The 17,239-nt window shown below is 63.0% G+C and carries 14 protein-coding genes; 1 reads left to right on the forward strand and 13 read right to left on the reverse strand.

Features of this window, described 5'->3' with window-relative positions; translation table 11 throughout:
• Entirely contained in the window at positions 1 to 1,008 is a 1,008-nt protein-coding gene (locus GC425_RS06050; protein ID WP_151844373.1) for an asparaginase, read from the forward strand.
• Here the strand turns inward: GC425_RS06050 and GC425_RS06055 are convergent.
• The 13 genes from GC425_RS06055 to murD all read right to left on the reverse strand — a co-directional run bounded on the left by GC425_RS06055 (position 980) and on the right by murD (position 17,222).
• Positions 980 to 2,254, reverse strand: coding sequence for a DNA polymerase IV (locus GC425_RS06055; RefSeq protein WP_231699745.1), 1,275 nt, complete (start codon positions 2,252 to 2,254; stop codon positions 980 to 982). The genes GC425_RS06050 and GC425_RS06055 overlap by 29 nt on opposite strands.
• A gap of 34 nt (positions 2,255 to 2,288) precedes the next feature.
• Positions 2,289 to 5,471: an isoleucine--tRNA ligase gene (ileS, locus tag GC425_RS06060; protein ID WP_151844375.1), complete on the reverse strand. Its 3,183-nt coding sequence runs from the start codon at positions 5,469 to 5,471 to the stop codon at positions 2,289 to 2,291.
• Positions 5,472 to 5,709: 238 nt separating this feature from the next.
• Positions 5,710 to 6,786, reverse strand: a complete 1,077-nt coding sequence (locus tag GC425_RS06065) for a DivIVA domain-containing protein (protein WP_151844376.1) — start codon at positions 6,784 to 6,786, stop codon at positions 5,710 to 5,712.
• 296 nt (positions 6,787 to 7,082) lie between these two features.
• Positions 7,083 to 7,379 (reverse strand): YggT family protein, encoded by a 297-nt coding sequence (locus GC425_RS06070; protein WP_151843090.1) that lies wholly within the window; start codon positions 7,377 to 7,379, stop codon positions 7,083 to 7,085.
• A gap of 3 nt (positions 7,380 to 7,382) precedes the next feature.
• Positions 7,383 to 7,919, reverse strand: coding sequence for a cell division protein SepF (gene sepF / locus GC425_RS06075; RefSeq protein WP_151844377.1), 537 nt, complete (start codon positions 7,917 to 7,919; stop codon positions 7,383 to 7,385).
• 58 nt (positions 7,920 to 7,977) lie between these two features.
• The gene (locus GC425_RS06080; RefSeq protein WP_151844378.1) at positions 7,978 to 8,685 is read right to left on the reverse strand and encodes a YggS family pyridoxal phosphate-dependent enzyme; all 708 of its coding nucleotides are present in this window, start codon (positions 8,683 to 8,685) and stop codon (positions 7,978 to 7,980) included.
• Positions 8,682 to 9,416: a peptidoglycan editing factor PgeF gene (gene pgeF, locus GC425_RS06085; protein WP_225723591.1), complete on the reverse strand. Its 735-nt coding sequence runs from the start codon at positions 9,414 to 9,416 to the stop codon at positions 8,682 to 8,684. The genes GC425_RS06080 and pgeF overlap by 4 nt, the downstream gene beginning before the upstream one ends.
• A 62-nt stretch (positions 9,417 to 9,478) precedes the next feature.
• A complete protein-coding gene (gene ftsZ / locus GC425_RS06090) occupies positions 9,479 to 10,735 on the reverse strand; it encodes a cell division protein FtsZ (protein ID WP_151844379.1) in 1,257 nt (418 codons plus the stop codon).
• 117 nt (positions 10,736 to 10,852) lie between these two features.
• Positions 10,853 to 11,530, reverse strand: coding sequence for a cell division protein FtsQ/DivIB (locus tag GC425_RS06095; protein WP_151844380.1), 678 nt, complete (start codon positions 11,528 to 11,530; stop codon positions 10,853 to 10,855).
• A complete protein-coding gene (gene murC, locus GC425_RS06100; RefSeq protein ID WP_151843084.1) occupies positions 11,531 to 12,982 on the reverse strand; it encodes a UDP-N-acetylmuramate--L-alanine ligase in 1,452 nt (483 codons plus the stop codon).
• 50 nt (positions 12,983 to 13,032) lie between these two features.
• The gene (gene murG / locus GC425_RS06105; RefSeq protein WP_151844381.1) at positions 13,033 to 14,145 is read right to left on the reverse strand and encodes an undecaprenyldiphospho-muramoylpentapeptide beta-N-acetylglucosaminyltransferase; all 1,113 of its coding nucleotides are present in this window, start codon (positions 14,143 to 14,145) and stop codon (positions 13,033 to 13,035) included.
• Positions 14,146 to 14,148: 3 nt separating this feature from the next.
• Positions 14,149 to 15,606 carry a putative lipid II flippase FtsW gene (ftsW, locus tag GC425_RS06110; RefSeq protein ID WP_257822532.1) on the reverse strand — a complete coding sequence of 486 codons (1,458 nt, stop codon included), beginning with the start codon at positions 15,604 to 15,606 and terminating at the stop codon, positions 14,149 to 14,151.
• Between the two features lie 134 nt (positions 15,607 to 15,740).
• A complete protein-coding gene (murD, locus tag GC425_RS06115; protein ID WP_151844383.1) occupies positions 15,741 to 17,222 on the reverse strand; it encodes a UDP-N-acetylmuramoyl-L-alanine--D-glutamate ligase in 1,482 nt (493 codons plus the stop codon).
• Positions 17,223 to 17,239 lie beyond the last annotated feature (17 nt).

Here is a 17,239-nt window from a genome sequence, read left to right on the forward strand (position 1 = left end):
ATGCATTCTCCTTCCCTCTCCACCGGCGAGCATCCCGCGCCTGACCGCGGCCCCGTCATCGTCCTCGGAACGGGCGGCACCATCAGCTGCACGCACGGCCCGAGCGGCGACCTGGTCCCCACGCTCAGCACCGCAGATCTCGTCGCCCGCGCCGGCATTCCCGCCGAGGCGCGTGACATCCTCCACCTGGATTCCTCCAACCTCACCCTGGAGGATATCGACGCCCTCCTTCACGCCATTAACAGCGCCATCGAGGACGGCGCTGGTGGCATCATTCTGTTGCACGGGACAGACACGATGGAAGAAACCGCGATGGCTGTGGATTTCTTCTTCGCGGGCACTGTCCCCATCGTCCTCACCGGCGCGCAGAGGCCCGCCGATGATTCTCAACCGGATGGGCCGGATAACATCCGTCGCGCATACCAGGCTCTCGGCCGTAGCGCACACTCCGGCGAGCACAGTCCTGCGGACTCCGGCTCAGAGTCTCCCGCGAGGCCTGCCGCGAGTTCCCTGGCCCCGGCGAGCGTGTCCATCGCATTCGGCCCCGACGTCCTTCCCGCATACGGCGCCACCAAGCGGCACACCACGGATGATCGCGCGTTTAGCAACGCGTCTGCCAGCGCCAGCCACAGCGCCACCCCCAGCACGAGGCCGCTCCCCCGCCCCCAGCGCGCACCGCTTAAGGGGTTGAATGTCCCCATCGTCACGATGTTCGCCGGCGCCACGGCAGACCTGGTTCCCCAGAACATCGACGGGCTCGTGGTGGAGGCTCTCGGCAGCGGCAACGTTCCCGCCGCCGTCGCCGAACGGCTGTCCGAGCTCACCTGCCCCGTCATCATCTGCACCCGCGTGCCGGAGGGCGAGGTGCACTTCGTCTATGGCGGCCCCGGCGGAGGTGCCTCCCTGCAGCGGGCCGGCGTACGCTCCGGCGGCTTTTTGCGCCCCAGCCAGGCGCGCATCGAGCTGCTCTGCGAGCTGGCTACCAGTCGAGACTGTCCACAGGGCTAGCCGGGTGCAGGGCGGGATCATCCACCTTCATGGTCTTGGTAAAGCCCGGCCCCGTGGTCCTCGTTTCAAAGCGCACCGTCACCACGTCCAGCCCGGTGCCCTGAACCCACCCATGGCCCCACGTGTCGTGGCGGACGTCCTGTGTGGGATACCACCCGCCGATCGCCAGCGGCTCCGGAGCTTCCTCGTGCACAACCTCCACGCGCGGGGCGGGCCGATCCTCAGTACGGTCCAGCTCGGGGAAGAGAACCTGCTGGCGATCGTGGGACAGGCCGGACAGCCCCACCCCCACCAAGCGCACGGCGCCTGATTCCTCTGGTCTGAGCAGCACTCTGCGTGCCGTGGACACAATGACGTCCAACTCGTCCGTCGGCGCGGCCAGCGTGGCCGAGCGCGTGTGAATCTGGAAATCTGCCGTCCGCGTTTTCACCGTCACGGTCCGGGCGGCACGCCCGTCCTTCAGCAGGCGACGGTGCGCGCCCTCGGCAGCCCGCTGCAGAAACGGCAGCAAGGCCTCGGTGGAGGTCACATCGCGCTCCAACGTGTGCTCGGCACTGATCTGCTTGGCTGGTCCGCGCGGCGCAACCTCGCGAGGGTCGTGGCCAGCGGCCATCGTATGCACCTCCACACCCACGTTCCCCAACAGCGCCTGCACATCCTTCGGATCCATCGCCACGAACTGGGCGATGGTATCCACCCCCACGTCGTGAAGCTTGCCCTGAGCCACCCGCCCAATGCCCCATATGTCGGACACGGGCCGCGGCCCGAACACCTTCATCCGCCGGTCGTGCTCAATCACGCACACCCCGTGAGGTTTCGCGAGGTCACTGGCCATTTTCGCATCCAGCTTCGTGGCGGCCATCCCCACGCTCGAGGACAGGCCGGTCGCCTCCTCCACGGCCCGCCGCAGCTCCTGCGCCCACCCCTCGGGATCGTCCGTCTCCGCGGTCGCGAATCCCTCGTCCACGGAGAGCTGCTCCACCACTCCTGCCTTGTCACGCAGGACATCGAAAATTTTTTCCGACGCCAGCTTGTAGATCTCAGAGCGCGGTCGAACAACGACGGCCCGGCGTCGGCACAGCGTGATCGCCTGGTGCATCGGCATGGCCGAACGGGCGCCATACGCGCGAGCCTCGTAGGAGGCTCCCGCGACCACGCCGCGGCCGCTCACGCCGCCCACAAGCACGGGCCTGCCGCGCAACGTGGGACGGGTGAGCTGCTCCACGGATGCGAAAAACGCATCCATGTCGATATGAGCAACCCATCGACGGCCCATGGTTCTAGCGCGTGATCTGAGCCGTGCAGCCGTCTGCGATGTCGTGCTCCAGGGCCTGGTCCGTGACGACCTCGATCTCGGTGGCAAGCACTTCCCGCGCGATCGCGGCGGCGTGGCGCTCGGCCCACTCCCGCTTGTCCTCCGGAACAGAGAGGGTCACCTGGATGCGGTCGCTGATCTCCAGGCCGGAGTTCTTACGCGCCTCCTGCAGGCCACGCACGCGGTCGGCGGCCCAACCCTCGGCCTGAAGCTCCTCGGTGATCGTGGTGTCCAGAACCACCAGGCCGGAGTGGCCGGTGACCTCGGCGGTGTTGTCCGGGTCCTGCGCCACGAGCTTGCGGCTGTACTCGCCGTCCTGCAACTCGATGCCGTCGGCGACGACCGTGCCCTCGCCGTTGACCTCGTAGTTGCCCGACTTCACAGCCTTGATCACGCGCTGGACATCCTTGCCCAGGCGTGGTCCGGCCGCGCGGGCGTTGACGACCACCTCGAAGGTTCCCACACTGGATACATCGTCCGTCAAGATAACTTCCTTGACGTTCACCTCGTCAGCAATGATCTGCGTGAAGTCCTCCAGCGTGGAGGCTTCAGGTACAGCGATGGTGAGCTTCGGCAACGGCAAGCGGTTGCGCAGCTTGTGCGCCTTACGCAACGAGCTCGTCGCAGAGCTGATCGCGCGGACGGAATCCATAGCGCGGACGAGGTCGGCGTCGGACGGCAAAACGGAGGCATCCGGGAAATCGGTCAGATGAACGGAGCGCTCACCCGTCAGGCCACGCCAGATCACCTCGGTGGTCATCGGCAGCAACGGCGCAGCCACACGGCACAGGGTCTCCAGCACGGTATAGAGCGTGTTGAACGCCTCAGGGTGCACCTGGTCGCCGGCCCAGAAACGCTCGCGGGAACGACGCACGTACCAGTTGGTCAACGCATCGCAGAACCAACGGACCTCGTCGCAGGCGGTGGCGATGTCCGTATTCTCCAGGGCCTTGTTCACCGCGGCCACCGTCTCGTGCAGCTTGGCCAAGATGTAGCGATCCAGCACATGGGTGGACTGGGTGTTCCACTCCGCAGGCTGGGAGGCGTACAGGCGCAGGAAGGAGTACGCGTTCCACATCGGCAGCATCGCCTGGCGCACGCCCTCGCGGATGCCCTGCTCCGTGACGATCAGGTTGCCGCCCCTCAAGATCGGGCTGGACATCAAGAACCAGCGCATGGCATCCGAACCATCGCGGTCGAACACCTCGTTCACATCGGGGTAATTGCCCTTGGACTTGGACATCTTCAGCCCATCGTCACCCAGCACGATGCCGTGGGCCACCACCTTCTTGAAGGCAGGACGGTCGAACAGCGCCGTGGCCAGCACATGCATGGTGTAGAACCAGCCGCGGGTCTGGCCGGAGTACTCCACGATAAAGTCCGCAGGTGAGTGGGTATCGAACCACTCCTTGTTCTCGAACGGGTAGTGCTTCTGGGCAAACGGCATCGAGCCGGACTCGAACCAGCAGTCCAGCACCTCAGGCACGCGGCGCATGGTGGACTTACCCGTCGGATCATCGGGGTTCGGGCGGGTCAGTTCGTCGATGTCCGGGCGGTGCAGCGAGCGAGGACGCTCGCCGAAGTCACGCTCCAGCTCCTCCAGGGAACCGTAGACGTCCATGCGCGGGTAGTTCTCGTCGTCAGAGACCCACACAGGGATCGGCGCACCCCAGTAACGGTTTCGAGAGATGTTCCAATCGCGGGCGCCCTCCAGCCACTTGCCGAACTGGCCGTCGCGGATGTGCGCAGGGATCCATTCGATCTGCTCGTGGTTTAGCTCCACCATGCGATCGCGGAACTTCGTCACCGCCACGAACCAGGATGGCAGGGCCATGTAGATCAGCGGCTCACCAGAACGCCAGGAGTGTGGGTAGGAGTGCTCGATTGTCTGGTGGCGGAACACGCGCCCAGCTGCCTTGAGGTCCTTGATGATGTCCTTGTTCGCATCGAACACCAGCTGCCCCTCGTAGGGGGCGGCCTGGCTGGTGAACTTGCCATCCATGTCCACGGGGATGACCAGCTCGATATCGGCCTGCTGGCAGGTGTTCATATCGTCCTCACCAAAGGCCGGAGCCTGGTGCACCACGCCGGTACCGTCTTCGGTGGTGACGTAGTCCGCCGCGAGGATCTGGAAGCCATTCTTCAACTCCGGGAAGAAGTCGAACACTGGCGTGTAGGTAAAGCCCACCAGCTTCTCACCGGGGAAGGTGGCGAGAACCTCGCGGTCTTCGCCCAGCTCCTTGGCGTAGGCGTCCACCAGGGCTTCCGCCAGCACCAGCTTCTGGCCGGCAAATCCGTCTGCGCCGGACTCCCCCACCTTCACCAGGGCGTAGGTGACCTGAGGGTTCACCGCCAACGCAGAGTTCGAGGGAAGGGTCCACGGCGTGGTGGTCCATGCGATCGCGGCGGCGTCGTTCAGTTCGGGGATCTCCGCCAGCGTAGTCTCAGCGGCCGAGCCCGGCTTCGCTCCATTGAACGGCATGGTCACGGTCAGGGTGGGGTCCTGACGCATCTTGTAGGAATCGTCCAGGCGGGTTTCCTGGTTGGACAGTGGGGTGTGCTCGGCCCAGGAATAGGGCAGGACGCGGAAGCCCTGGTAGATGAGACCCTTGTCGTACAAGGTCTTGAAGGCCCACATCACGGACTCCATGAAGTCCGGGTCCATGGTCTTGTAGCCGTTATCGAAATCGACCCAGCGGGCCTGGCGGGTGACGTAGTTCTTCCACTCATCGGTGTAGCGCAGCACCGAGGTGGCGCAGTACTCGTTGAAGGCCTGCATGCCCATCTTCTCGATACCGGCGCGGTCGGTGATGCCGAGCTGCTTTTCCGCCTCCAGCTCTGCAGGGAGACCGTGGCAGTCCCAGCCAAAGACACGGGCAACCTTCTTGCCCTTCATGGTCTGGAAGCGCGGGACGATGTCCTTCACATAGCCGGTCAGCAGGTGACCGTAGTGAGGAAGGCCGTTGGCGAAGGGAGGGCCGTCATAGAAGACGTATTCTTCCGCTCCCTCGCGCTGGCTGAGGGACTGCTCAAACGTCTTATCGGTAGCCCAGTAGTGAAGGACTTCCTTCTCCAGGCTAGGAAAGTCCGTGGGGCCACCGTTGGACATATCTTGGCGGGGGTATGCGCCGCCAGCAGGGGTGTTCATCGCTCGTCAGGTTCCTTTGTGTATCGAGATTGTTTTTCGCTTTATTTTCTAGATACACAGGGGCGCTTCTAGACCTGCGCGGTACCACCCTGATTTTTCACTTGTTCTTACAGCGTCTCGTGCTGTGAGCCCGCCCGGTTCTACTGAGCTGAGCACCTCATCGTATCGATGAGGTGCGCGGCTGTTCTTCCGGTGACGCTCCCCGGTGATGGCCGGATCGTTGCGATTTATCCTTACCTTAGCGGCGATCGCCGTTGGACTCAATGCTGCCGTTGTGAGGCGCAGCGGTACCACGGCTGTTCAGCTCTTCCAGCTGAGACTCCAGGAAGGTCTTCAGGCGAGTACGGTACTCACGCTCGTAGGTACGCAGCTCTTCGATGCGTGCCTCCAGAGCAGCCTGCTGCTTCTTCACGGTGGTCATGATCTCCGTGTGCTTGCGCTCGGCATCCTGCTGCAGCTGGGTTGCCTTGTCCTGAGCGGAGCGGATCTGAGCCTGAGACTGAGCATTCGCATCAGAGATCAGGGTCTCGGACTTCTGCTTCGCATCGGCCAGCATCTTCTCCGAACGGGTCTTCGCATCAGCCAGCTGGGACTCGGACTTCTGCTTAGCATCCGCCAGAGTGGACTTGGAGCTTGCGTCCGCGTCATCGACGGTCTTCTTGGCTGCAGCCCGAGCCTCAGACAGCATGGACTCAGACTGAGCCTTCGCATCACCGGTCAAGCGATCAGCCATCTCCTGAGCCAGGGACAACACGCGAGCTGCCTGCATGTGGGTCTCAGGGGTAGCCGCTCCGTCAGCAGCCTCAGAGGTGGTTGCAGAGGATGGGGATGCGGCAGCTGCAGGCTGGGCGGAGTTCTTCTTCGCCTGAGCCAGCTCAGCCTCAAGCTTCTTGGCCTTGTCCTCAGCAGCGGTAGCACGAGCGTCGGCATCCTTGATGCGGGACTCGTAGCTGTCCTTCAGCTTGTCCTGGGCAGCAGAATCCTGCTCGGAGGTGGACTGTGCGCGCTGAGCCTTGTCGAGCTTGGCGCTGTACTCGCGCTCAACCTCTGCGCGAACCTCGGATTCGATGGAGCGACGCAGCTGAGCCTCGTCAACGGAGGAGGCTGCAGGCGCAGCAGTGGATGCAGAGTCACCCGTGCCAGAGGACAGGTCCTCGACCTGCTGCCTCAGATCGGCGTTTTCATCCTGCAGTTCAGCGAGAGTGTCCTCGATCAGGTCCAAGAACTGGTCAACTTCATCCTCGTTATAACCACGCTTGCCAATGGGAGGCTTGCTGAAGGCTACGTTGTGCACGTCTGCTGGAGTCAGCGGCATGGGGTCTACCTTTCCTAGTTAAATTAGAAACTGGCTCACAGCATACCAGCGGTTCGGCAAAAACACTCAACCTTATCTGAAGATTCAAGAATAAAACTTAAAAATTCTTCTTTTTGGGGGTCTCCCCGATGCTTCAGCCCTATCCCCCGCCGTCTTAAGCCCTGTCACCACGTCCACTCATCCCCACGACCTCACAGGCCCACGCGCCCTAGGCCCGCTCCCGAAAAACCACGAGGTGCCCCGAAGGCACCTCGTCACAGAAACTTACCGGGCTAGAAACCGAACTCGATACCGGGCTAGAACGCCCCAATCATCGCCGTCAAAATCATAATGAGAATCTGCAGGCCAAAGAACAGGACCAGGACAGACACATCCAGCGCCACGCCACCCAACTGGATGGGTGGAATAAGGCGACGCAACGCCCGCACCGGAGGATCAGTCACCTTAAAAATGGGCTCGGCCACAATAGAAAACCACCGTGGTGGCCGCCAGTTACGGGAGAAGCTCTGGATCATCTCCACGACAATCCGCACGAGCAGAAGGAAAATATAGAGCCTGATCAGGTAGATCAGCAATAACAGGAACTCAGTCATGAACTACAGCTCTTGCGCCAAGCTCTCCAGCTGATCGGAACTCAGCACCACACCCTGAGGGATCAGAATATAGTTACGCACACCGCTCAGCTTCTTCAAGTCGGCATCCAGGGCACGGCGCGCGCCGGAAATGAAATCCAGCGCACGTGCAGCCTCGCTGCGCTCCACACCGGACAGAGTGAACACCACAACGTCACCCGTCTTGGCCACATCCACAACCTCGGTCGCGTCCTTGTACGCGCTCAAGTGCAGCGGAACGTACTTAGGGTCCTGTGGCACGCGGCGCTGTGGCTGGGATCCGTAGTGGGACTCACCATAACGGTACGGCTCGCGAGCCGAGGACTCGTAACGGGACGCCCTGCCGCCGTCACGGTCGTAGCCACGAGAGGCGCGAGGAGATACATAATCGTCCACGTCATCCCGATGAGTCCGCCCGGAACGGGTCTCCGAAAGCTCAGCCTCCGTATCGTAGTTATCGACAGGGCCGAAACCGAAAAATTCCTTGATCTTGTCCATGATTGTTTGAAAAGTTTCCTTCACGTTCGGGGACGCTTCCTTCTAGTTTCCACTAGCCCTAGTTTCCACTAGCCACTAGTGTTCAAGCTACTGGTCGTGTCCCCATGATATCTGTTCCGACACGCACCAGCGTGGAGCCTTCAGCGATGGCGATCTCCAAATCGCCACTCATACCTGCACTGTACACAGGCGCGCCCAGAACCCGGTCGGAGATACGCTCCAGGATCCGACGGCCGTCCGCAAAGACCGCCGCGGCGTCGGATTCAAGAGGGGGAACGGTCATCAACCCGCGCAGCTCCAGGTGCTCCAGCGACGCAATATGGTCGGCCAAGGCATCCACGTCCTCGGCGACGATCCCACCGCGAGCGGGGTCACCATCGGCAGACAGCTGCACCAACACGGGCAGACGGTCGCTGCGCTGCCCCCGCTCCTGAGCCAGCGCCACGCCACGGTCCAACGCATCGGCGAGCTTCACAGAATCCACCGTATGCACCGCCGCAGCCCAGCGCGCCACGTGGTTCGCCTTCTTCGTCTGCACCTGTCCCACCATGTGAATCGCCATGGATTCGCCCAAAGCCTCAGCCTTGGAGCGAGCCTCCTGCTCCCGGTTCTCCCCCACGGCGTGCACGCCCAGCTCCGCCAACAGCGCCACGTCCTCCACGGGGTGGAACTTGGTGATGGGCAGCAGGTCTGCGCCACCGGCCACGGCAATCCGCTGGCGAACGAGCCGCAGACGCTCGGCCAGCTGCGCGCGTCGGTCATCCTGTAAGTTCGTCGATGAATTCGTCATGGCATCCATATAACTCCTGCTTGGCGCCCGGTGACGCCCTCACGTCGGTAGGAAAAGAACTCGGGCGTGTCGATGGTGCACCGCGGGTCGGCGTCGATCTGGCGCACGCCGAGCCTCAGCAGCTGGCGCGTGAGCCCCTGACGGATATCCAGCCCGCACGTGCCCTGTCGAGTCCGGGTGCGGGAACCGGGGAGCTTGGATTCCACGTCCGCGGCCATCTCGGCCGGTACTTCATAATTCTCCCCCGACGCCGCCGGGCCCATCAACGCGTGAATGTGCGCGGGCAGCGCCCCGAGCTCACACATGCGCTCCACCGTGCGCGCTACGATGCCGTTGCGGGCACCCATGCGGCCGGCGTGTACGGCTGCCACCACCCCGGCCGTCTCATCGGCCAACAGAACGGGCACGCAGTCGGCCACCAGCACAGCCAGGCCCACGCCGCGCAGGGTGGTGACCAGGGCATCGGTGGCTTCCACGGGGCCGTCGAGGGTCTCCAGGAGATCGGCGGTGACCTCCGTGACCGTCGGCGAGTGGATTTGCTCCATGTACACCATGCGGTCCAGGTCCAGGACTCGCGCGAGGCGCGCCCGGTTCTCAGCCACGGCCGCCGGGTCATCGCCAACGTGGTCGCCCAGGTTGAAGCTTCCGTAGGGCTCAACGGACACGCCCCCGTTCCGGTTGGTGAATACCTTCCGGACCGGGGGCTGAACAGCATGAGAAGTGTCGCTCATGTGCGGCATACGTCCTTTGTTGGTTTTAGGCCTTGCGATCATAGGCCTTGTGGTCTGAGGCCTTAGAAGTCAGGCAGGTCCAGGTCGTCTTCGTCCTGCACAGGCTCTGGCTGACGGCTGGTGAACAGTCCGCCCTGGGTCTGAGTCTGCTGACGCTGGCTAAAGCTCGACGGCTGCTGCACCGGCTGAGCTGGCTGTACCGGCTGCGCCTGCTGGTAGGACGGCTGTGCGGGCTGCTGCACGGGCTGTGCAAGCTGCTGTACCGGTTGCTGCGGTGCTGCGTCGGTTCCACCGAAGATCGCCGGGTTCTGCGGCGCCTGCTCCTCCGCGGCCGCGTGACGACCGGAACGAGCGATGGTGGACTCAGCGTTCGGGGAATCATCGAAGCCGGTAGCGATAACAGTGACGCGCACCTCGTCGCCCAGCTGGTCGTCGATGATGGTACCGAAGATGATGTTGGCATCCTCATCAGCCAACTCTTCTACGATGTTCGCGGCCTCGGAGACCTCCATCAGGCCCAGGTCGGAACCGCCAGCGAAGGACAGAAGCACGCCCTTCGCACCCTTCATGGTGGACTCCAACAGTGGGGAGTTAATAGCAGTCTCGATAGCCTTCTTCGCGCGATCTTCACCCCGAGCGGTACCAATGCCCATCAAAGCGGAGCCGGCATCAGTCATCACGGAACGCACGTCGGCGAAGTCCACGTTAATCACACCAGGGGTGGTGATCAGCTTGGTGATACCTTCAACACCCTGCAGCAGCACCTCATCTGCCTTGTGGAAGGCGTCCATCATGGACATCTGTTCATCGCTGAGCTTCAGCAGCGCGTCATTCGGAATAACGATCAGCGTGTCACACACTTCGCGGAGTGCATCGATGCCCGCGTCAGCCTGCTTGGTCCGGCGCTTGCCCTCAAAGGTGAACGGACGAGTCACAACGCCCACGGTCAGCGCACCCTGGCGCTTCGCCACGGATGCCACCACCGGAGCGGCACCGGTTCCCGTTCCGCCGCCCTCGCCGGCGGTGACAAACACCATGTCGGCGTCGGAGAGCATCTCTTCGATCTGCTCTTTGTGGTCCTCGGCGGACTTACGGCCAACCTCAGGGTTTGCACCTGCACCCAGTCCGCGGGTTTCCTCACGTCCGATGTCCAGCTTCAGGTCTGCGTCGGTGAGCATCAGGGCCTGGGCGTCCGTATTGATCGCCAGGAACTCCACGCCCTGCAGCTTTTCATCGATCATGCGGTTCACGGCATTCACGCCGCCGCCGCCCACACCGACCACCTTGATGATCGCGAGGTGGTTTCCTGGATTCGTCATGTGCTTGTTTCTCCGCTGTGTTGAGGTTGAATTTCTCTAACCATCTTCGTTGACCATGGTGAAAAATTCCCGCACATTTTTCGTCGCGTGTCGTATCCCTAAAGTTCTACTTTAGGCTTAAGGGGCAGGTGGAGGGCTATAGTCACGCACCGTCGTCATCGACGGGTTGGACACGTTCCACCGCGTCCCCTCCTTGCCCAACACGATGCGCGTGGCCTCCGCTTTCTCCTCGGCCCGGTCCGCGCTACCCCAGAACACCTCACGGCCCTCGGGGAAAAACATCGCAATGGAATCCGCGTCTGGCGCCTCAACCCGCTCCAGGGAATCCTTGAGTTCCTGCGGCAAGGCACTCACCGCGGTGGCCGCGGCGTGGATCGCTGCGGCGTCGTCCGATTTCGTCCGCTCAAACTCTGGCACACCCTCCGGCTGCAGCCCCGACAGGAAAATCGCACCCTGGGTGTTCACCGCCAGCGGGGTCGAGCCCTTCTTCACAAATCCCGCCGCCACGTGCTCCTCAATGGTGATGGTGATCGTGCGTGGCCACGTGCGCGAGACAGTGACCTTGTCCACCCACGGGACGTGGGATATACCCGACGCCGCCGCCGCGGTGTCCACCCGAAGCATATTGCTCCCCGTGGTCACTCCGGAGGCTTCCTTCACGGCGGTCTCGTCGGCATGCACGGCGCCCGTGACCTCCACCGTGCTCACAGTGAGGATGGGGAAAAACCACGCTGCTGCCGAAGCCACTGCTCCCAGCAGTAGCACGGACAGGACCACGATCACGGCCTTTTTCATTTACGCCAGCTCCCGCAGGATTTCATCGGCCAGCATCGTCACCGTGCCAGCACCCACGGTCAGCACCATGTCACCCGGCTGCGCGATCTCCGCGATGGCGGCGGGCACGGCGCTGAACTCGGGAACGAAGCGCCAATCGGACGTGACGTGCTCGCCAATGATCCGACTGTCCACTCCTTCCACCGGGTTTTCTCGGGCCCCGAAAATGTCCAGGAGAACCACCTGATCGGCCAGGCTCAGCGCCTCGGCGAACTCGTGCGCGAAATTGATCGTGCGGGAATACAGGTGAGGCTGGAACGCCACCACCACACGGCCGTTGTCTCGGGTGGCCAGGCGCTCGCGCGCGGCGGTCAGCACCGCGGTGACCTCGGTGGGATGGTGGGCATAGTCGTCGAAGACCTCCACGCCTCCGGCGGAGCCGTGGTATTCAAAGCGGCGGCGCACGCCGTCGAACTCGCCCACGCCATCGACGAGGCTCTCCAGGTCCTCGCCCAGAAGGTAGCCGCCCAAGACCGCTGCCGTGGCGTTCAAAACCATGTGGGCACCAGGGATGCCCACATGCAGCTGGGTCGCGTGGCCGTCCACCTCAATCTCGGCGATGGTTCCCTTGGTGGTGATGGTTGTGGACGTGATGATCGCTAGTGCAGGCACCTGCGGGTGGGCCTTTACGGCGTCTGCGGTTCCATAGCCCACCACGGTGACAGACGCAGACTCGTCGGCGACCAGCTGCTCTGCCAGTGCCGCGGCACCAGGATCGTCCAGGCACACCACAAGGTGCCCGTCGGCCGTCACGCGGTCGGCAAAGTCACGGAAGACCTGGCGATAGGCCTTTTCCGTTCCGAAAAAGTCCAAGTGATCGGGTTCGATATTGGTGATCACGGCCACGGTTGGTTGATAGGTCAGGAAGGAGCCATCCGATTCATCGGCCTCGGCCACGAAGATGTCCCCGGTGCCGTGGTGCGCGTTAGTTCCCGCGCGGTTTAGCTGGCCACCAATGGCAAAGGACGGGTCGCTGCCCGCCTTCTGCAGGGCGGCCACGGCCATCGAGGTGGTGGAGGTCTTCCCGTGGGTTCCTGCCAACAAGAAGGAACGGTAGCCAAGCATCAGCGCGCCCAGAACATCTGAGCGGCGCACCACCGGGATTCCGCATTCCTTCGCGCGCGCCAGCTCCGGGTTATCCTGCGGAATCGCCGCGAAGCTCGTCACCACCACTGTGGGCAGCTCGCCCGAGAGCTCCAGGTTCTCCGCTGCGTGTCCGATGGCGATACTCGCTCCCGCCGTGCGCAGGGCGAACACAGATTGGGAGTCCTTCATGTCCGAACCGCTCACCACGCTGTCGCGAGCCAGGAGAATACGGGCGATGCCGGACATGCCGGCACCCCCAATGCCCACCATGTGGACGCGGGACAGATCTATCGACGTGAGATCAACGTGTTGGTCAAGGTGTGTCATGTCTCTTCTATCCTTATGTCAAAAAGTCCGTGGGGTATCAACGGGGGAATCTATCGGCGACCGGCTCGGCTGGTAGCCACCGCAACAGCTAATGCTTCAGCGATGGTGTGCGCGGCATTCCGGTGGCCGGAGCCACGGGCGGCTGCAGAGGCGGCGGCTAGGCGGTCTGGATCGTTGAGGACGGGAACAACCTTCTCCACAATCGCGCGTCCGCTCAAGTCCGCATCCTTGACGATGACTCCGCCGCCTGCCTCCACGATAGGCAGTGCATTGAGTTCCTGTTCGCCGTTACCGTGTGGCAGCGGCACGTACACGGCCGGCAGGCCCACTGCGGAGACCTCGGCCACCGTCATCGCACCGGAGCGGCACACGATAGCGTCGGCGGCCGCCAGTGCCAAGTCCATGCGCTCGATGTAGGGAACGGCCCGGTAGGTTCCGGTGTCCGGCTGCTGGAACTCGTTCTTCTTACCGTAGGCATGCAGCACCTGAATACCTGCATCGTGCAGGTCCGGAGCGGCCTCGGCGATGGCCTTGTTGATCGACTGAGCTCCCTGGGAGCCACCCGTGACCAGCAGCACCGGCCCCTCCTGATTCAAGGAAAAATACTCCCGCGCCTCAGCGCGCTGGGCGCTGCGATCAAGATTCACGATCGATTGCTTCACAGGGATTCCCACCACGCGGGCAGGCAGACCCGAGCCGTCCACGGCTGCGAGCCCGTGGCCGCCGAGCTTCACACCCAGCTTGTTAGCCATCCCGGCTCGGGCGTTCGCCTCGTGCACGAAAAACGGCAGGCGTTGGGCCTTTGCCGCCAAATACGCCGGTGCGGAAACATAGCCACCAAAGCCAATCACTACGTCTGCTTCGACCTCGCGGAGGATCTTTCGGGTTTCCTTCAGCGCGGCGCGAAGACGCAGCGGCAAGGTAGCCAGATCCTTGTTGGGTTTCCGCGGCACAGGCACCGGCGGGATCATCCGCAGATCAAATCCGCGGGCCGGAACAATGGAAGATTCCAGGCCCCGTTCTGTCCCTAGGGCCGTGATGCGTGCGTTGGGGTACGCGGCACGAACCGCCTCAGCGACAGCCAGCGCGGGCTCGATGTGGCCTGCGGTGCCACCGCCGGCGACAACCACGCTGAAAGATGAATGGTGGGGCATGCTCGTCATGGATCAAGGCCTCCTGTGGGAACGAGATGTACGGCCGCTAGGCCTCTGTGGCAAATCTTGCCGTCGTATTCGATCGTAGCGCCGTGGCTGCTGATGCACCCCAGCGCGCTTCAGGGCCTGCTCGCGGCGCTCTTGTTCGCGCCGGACGTCCTGGCTGGCGTGCGCGTCCCGTCCGCGTTGCGTTACCGGCTGCCCATAGGTCCGGGTGGTGGAGCGCCTCTTTTCGCGGCGCTGTTCACCAATCTTGTACGGGCGTGGTTCGGGCAGCATCAGCAAGCGGTCGAACAGCGGGCGGCCTTCGTGCTGCATGGAGCTGATCGTCGCGGGCTCGTGGCGCGCGCAATTGGCCAGGAGGCCCAGGGTAATCAGGGTAATGATGGCCGAGGATCCACCCGCCGAGATCAGTGGCAACTGGATACCCGTGACGGGCAGGAAGCCCACCACATAGCCCATGTTGAAGAAGGCCTGGACCACAATACCGATGGTCAGCGTGGCCGCCATCATCTTCAGGAAGGGATCCCGCTGTGCGCGTGCGGTACGAATGCCGAACCAGCCCAGCAGAGCAAAGAGCAGAACCACGATGCCGGCGCCCACGAAGCCCAACTCTTCACCCACCACGGCGAAGATGAAGTCATTCTTAGCCTCGGGGAGGTAGAACCACTTGGAGCGCGACTGGCCCAAACCGGTTCCCAGCAGCCCACCATCGGACAGAGACAGAATGCCCTGGTAGGACTGGTAGGCATCTCCCTTCGTGGTGTGGTCCGAGAAGCTCAGCGTGAGCGCATCAAGCCAGGTGGTGATGCGTGCCGAACGGAAACTCTGCGCCGTAATACCGATCACGCCGACCACGCTCACAGCTCCGACGAGGACCCCCATCACGCGTGTGGGCATTCCGCTGAAGAACATCAGGGCGAACACCACGATGCCCACGGCGAACATCATACCCAGGTCTCGTTGGCCAACCACCAGAACCAGAACCACTCCCGCGGCCACCAAGAACCGTCCCAGGGCACCTCTTACGGTGGGATTTTGTCGCATTCTGTCCGCTACCTCGGCTGAACCCCACACTGCCAGGGCCAACTTTGCCACCTCGGAGGGCTGCACACCAATGGGGCCGAAGCGAATCCATGAATTGGATCCCACCTCATCGGCACCCACGCCGACAGATGGAATCAGAACCAGCACCAACAGGACGAGCGCGAAGGCCAAGAGCGCCCAGGCGTACTTTTTCACGGTCTGCGCTTCCATCCGCAGAGCACACCACATGCCCACCAGTCCCATCACCACCACGGACGCCTGCTTCAAAAACTCCTTCCACACGGAGTTCTGGCTGGCATAGGAATCCACCATGGATGCGGACAGCACCATCGTCAATCCGATAAACGTGAGGATTAACGTGATGGAGCAGATCACGATGTAGTTCAGCTGAGGGGTGGCCAGGAGTGCCTGCACCTTCGCCATGAGGCTCTGGCTGGCAGAATCGTTCGACTCCACTCGTCCGCGCTGATCATTCCGATCACGCTGATCCAACCGACCGCGCCCGTCGTTTCGTCTGCGCGGATCACGTCGATCACGCGGTTCATAGCAAGTACTCATCAGCTCTCCCCTTCCTCCACTGAGCTCTGGGAGACGTACTCGGCGAAGAGATCACCGCGCTGGCTCATGCCGGTGTACATGTCCAAGGACGCGGCGGCCGGCGCCAGAATCACGCGGTCCCCAGGGGCCGCCAATCCGCGGGCAACACGCACCACTTCCTGCATCGCGACGAGCGGATCCGTAGAATCCACGGACACACACGTCACCTCCGGCACTTGCCGCGCCAGCTCCGCAACGATGTCCTTGCGGTCCACGCCCAGGACAACGGCAGCCTTCAGCGACGGGGCAATCGAGGTAATCAAGTCAGATACGCTGGCTCCCTTCAACTGGCCGCCAGCCACCCAAATCACATTCTCCTGTCCGCGCAGCGCAGCCTCCGCAGCATGAGGATTCGTGGCCTTCGAATTATCAATCCACGTCACCCCGTCGCCCTCGAACACCACTTGCCCGCGGTGGGCTTGGACGGTGAACGTGCCCAACGCAGACGCAATAGCCTGTGCAGACACACCGACGCTGCGCGCCATCGCCGCGGCCGCCGCAGCATCCGCCACACCCGCAGGTCCCGGAGGGCTGATCCCCTCAGCCGGTGCCAGAACCGTGCTGCTCACCCCTTGCGGTGTGGTCAACAGCTCAAGAATCTGTCCCTCGTGCACGCCCACACGTTGGACGAACTCCTCTCCGGACAGCTCGGACGGATCCTGCAGAGTGTAGGCCGCCGGTGCCGATTCGGAACGCGGCAGGCCGCGCACCACCGCGTCGTCCACGGCAATCACCGGATGCTCCGCACGCAAGACTGCAGCCTTGTCTGCCGCATAGTTCTCAAAGGAGCCGTGCCAGTCCAGGTGATCCTCCGCCAGATTCAGCACGCACCCCACCGTGGGCGTGAACGTGGGCGCCCAGTGCAACTGAAAACTGGAGACTTCCGCCACCAGCACCTCCGCGCGCATCTCCCCGCGCTGTTCCGCGGTCAAGGCCACCGCCGGCGACACACCGATATTGCCCACCGCCACCGCACCGCGACCATCTGCCACCAACATCGACGCCAGCATGGCCGTCGTGGTGGTCTTCCCATTCGTGCCCGTCACCGCCAACCACGTCCGCGGCCGCCCGAAAGCTCCTGCCTGGTCCGCGAGCCACGCAGCCTCAATATCCCCGATCACGGGGATTCCCGCCTGCTTCGCAGCCTGAAGTAGCGGCGAGTTCGGGGACCATCCGGGAGAGGTGATGACCAATTCTGGAATGAGGCCGGCGTCGGTATTGTTCAGAAGATTCACGGCATCAGAAACGGACAACGTGGCCAGGTCAGAATGGTCATCGGCAATGGCTATATTGCTATTCTCCGCAGCATTATCCACCCCGGTAAGCGCGCACAGCATAGAGATCACCCCGCGGCCAGCGACCCCCGCCCCGGCAATAAGAATGGGGCGAGAGCGCATGATCTGCACCGCCTGCGTGGGAGTCAGCGTATTGGTCGTACTCATCGTGCGGACCTTTCGAT

Source organism: Corynebacterium sp. zg254, assembly GCF_024701495.1.
Lineage (GTDB): Bacteria > Actinomycetota > Actinomycetes > Mycobacteriales > Mycobacteriaceae > Corynebacterium > Corynebacterium zhongnanshanii.

Excerpts from the sequence above, each read along its gene's own strand:
- murC (WP_151843084.1), bottom strand. The coding sequence starts at position 12,982 with ATGACACACCTTGACCAACACGTTGATCTCACGTCGATAGATCTGTCC.
- GC425_RS06095 (WP_151844380.1), bottom strand. The coding sequence starts at position 11,530 with ATGAAAAAGGCCGTGATCGTGGTCCTGTCCGTGCTACTGCTGGGAGCA.
- GC425_RS06050 (WP_151844373.1), top strand. The coding sequence starts at position 1 with ATGCATTCTCCTTCCCTCTCCACCGGCGAGCATCCCGCGCCTGACCGC.
- ftsZ (WP_151844379.1), bottom strand. The coding sequence starts at position 10,735 with ATGACGAATCCAGGAAACCACCTCGCGATCATCAAGGTGGTCGGTGTG.
- pgeF (WP_225723591.1), bottom strand. The coding sequence starts at position 9,416 with ATGAGCGACACTTCTCATGCTGTTCAGCCCCCGGTCCGGAAGGTATTC.
- GC425_RS06070 (WP_151843090.1), bottom strand. The coding sequence starts at position 7,379 with ATGACTGAGTTCCTGTTATTGCTGATCTACCTGATCAGGCTCTATATT.
- ileS (WP_151844375.1), bottom strand. The coding sequence starts at position 5,471 with ATGAACACCCCTGCTGGCGGCGCATACCCCCGCCAAGATATGTCCAAC.
- ftsW (WP_257822532.1), bottom strand. The coding sequence starts at position 15,606 with ATGGCGAAGGTGCAGGCACTCCTGGCCACCCCTCAGCTGAACTACATC.
- murD (WP_151844383.1), bottom strand. The coding sequence starts at position 17,222 with ATGAGTACGACCAATACGCTGACTCCCACGCAGGCGGTGCAGATCATG.
- murG (WP_151844381.1), bottom strand. The coding sequence starts at position 14,145 with ATGACGAGCATGCCCCACCATTCATCTTTCAGCGTGGTTGTCGCCGGC.
- GC425_RS06080 (WP_151844378.1), bottom strand. The coding sequence starts at position 8,685 with ATGACGAATTCATCGACGAACTTACAGGATGACCGACGCGCGCAGCTG.
- GC425_RS06065 (WP_151844376.1), bottom strand. The coding sequence starts at position 6,786 with ATGCCGCTGACTCCAGCAGACGTGCACAACGTAGCCTTCAGCAAGCCT.
- GC425_RS06055 (WP_231699745.1), bottom strand. The coding sequence starts at position 2,254 with ATGGATGCGTTTTTCGCATCCGTGGAGCAGCTCACCCGTCCCACGTTG.